The sequence below is a fragment of the Synechococcus sp. R6-5 genome (genome assembly GCF_047461775.1).
Taxonomy (GTDB): domain Bacteria; phylum Cyanobacteriota; class Cyanobacteriia; order Thermostichales; family Thermostichaceae; genus Thermostichus.
On the sequence record NZ_JANSHV010000355.1, the window covers coordinates 1 to 1,896 of the forward strand.

The 1,896-nt window shown below is 60.0% G+C and carries 2 protein-coding genes; both read right to left on the reverse strand.

The genetic code is table 11. The annotated features are described in order from the left end of the window. Positions 1-483: hypothetical protein (locus tag NW818_RS13680; protein ID WP_414424864.1), on the reverse strand; the 483-nt coding region annotated here is incomplete at its 3' end. Positions 484-551: 68 nt separating this feature from the next. Continuing rightward, positions 552-1,896, reverse strand: a 1,345-nt coding sequence (locus NW818_RS13685; RefSeq protein WP_414424865.1) for an NAD(P)/FAD-dependent oxidoreductase, incomplete at its 5' end; no start/stop codon positions are given.

Consider the following 1,896-nt stretch of genomic DNA (forward strand, 5'->3'; position numbering starts at 1 on the left):
GTTCCAACTGTAGCCCAACCCTTCTGTGACTCCTTTGTCTTCCAAAACAATCGCGCAGAGAGCGAAAGCCAGCCTTACCCCCCAGTAGATGCCGGGAAGTACAAGCAGCGGCATCCCAAGCAAGACAATCAACACCAACAGGATGTTGGCGAATACCAGAGGTACTGCCTTCGAGACAGCTCGGTTGAGGCTGTTGCCCAGCAGGGGAGCTTGCCGCTTCAGGTGCTGATCCACCAGCCAAAAGGCTGCCCCTGCCAGGATGGGCAGGCCAATCAGGCCATAGGCCAAGTTGAGGATCCCCCCGGCAAGCGGGATCAGCTCCGCGACGATGAGAATGACAAAGCCAGGAGAAGCCAGGATCAGCAGCGGCCCATAGATAGGGCCTACCAGTTCCAGCGAGCGCAGCAAAAGGGAGAAGGGGTTGAGGGTAACATTCTGCATAACAGAGGGATCCTCGTGGGCGACCAAGTTCACCCCCTTCATACCACGGGATCCCAGCTTTGTTGCTGGGAATAGGCTCAAGAAAGTCTGTATTGCTTTGTACAGATTTTTTACGCCGATTTTTGGAGAATCCACGCCGCTGCCTGTTCGCCGCTGCGCAGGGATCCCTCGAGGCTGCTCTGGTGGGTGTATTCCCCGGCCCAAAGGAGGCCCGGCAGGCCGCTAAAGGTGGGAACCAGATGCTGCTGAAAGCCGGGGGGTTGTACAAACTGGGCAAAAGGGATCCGGTACACCCGCAGCAGGCGCAGTTGCTCCAAGGGGGCTTTATCGCTACGCGACGCTGCCGCGACGGGGAAGTAAGTTTGCAGCTCGGCCCGGCAGGCTTGGGCCAGTTCCTCGTCCCTCAAGGGGGGATCCCCTAGCACCACCACCGAATACAGGTGTTGGCCAGGAGGAGCCAGCGCCGGGCTGATGCGGGTAAGTTGGACCCAATGGTTGATCCAGCCCTGGCCGGTGGCGTTGAGGTACAAGTAGGCACCGCGGCTGAGGGAAAAGGGGGCGCAGAAGTAGAGACAGGTCACCGCTCGCCCCTGGGTGGGAATGGGGGTGGGGGCTTGAGGGCACAGCTCCGCTTGCCAGGCCCGTGCCTGAGGGGCATCAGTAGCACAAACTACCCACTCGGCAGGGATCTCTTCGCCATTGGCGGTGCGGATCCCGCGCACTTTCCCGTCTTCTGCCAGGATGCGCTCCACCGGGGTTTGGTAACGAATCTGTTCGGGGGACAGGTGACCGGCCAGTTGTCGGGCCAGTTCTCCCATGCCCAAGGCCGGGGTGACAATGGATCCCTCGGCCATCATCTTGAAATAAAAGGCAAAGAGGCGGGCGCTACTGCCCAGATCCGGATCTAGAAGGATCCCGCGGAAAAAGGGGTAGAAAAAGTGCTGGCAGATCTGTTGGGAAAAGCCGTACTGCTCCAGAAACTCCCGCAGCGAGCAATCGGATCCCCCTAGCCCTTCTTGAAAAACCTGCTCCGGGCTGCGGCGCGCCAGCTCGGATCGCAATTGCAGCACCTTGAGCTTGTCCCCAAAGCTGGCCAAGGGGTTGAGCAAAGAGGGGAGAAGGCTGGACAGATCCCGTAGGGGATCCCCCAACAGCCAGCAGCGACCGAGTTGAGCCAAAATAGCGCCGGGCCGGTAGGGACGGGGATCGAGCTTGCCCAGATCCAAATGCTGTCGCACTTTGGGATAGGCGGTGAACAGCACCTGAAAACCGCGATCCAGGCGAAAGCCATCCACCTTGTCGGTACGCACCCGCCCCCCAGGGCCGTCGCTTTTTTCCAGAACCAGGACATCCCTCCACCCCGCCTGGCTCAGCACTTTGGCGCAAGCCAAGCCGGCCAGCCCCGCCCCAATGATGACAACTTTGCCCATGCTGATACATTTACGCTGAACACTG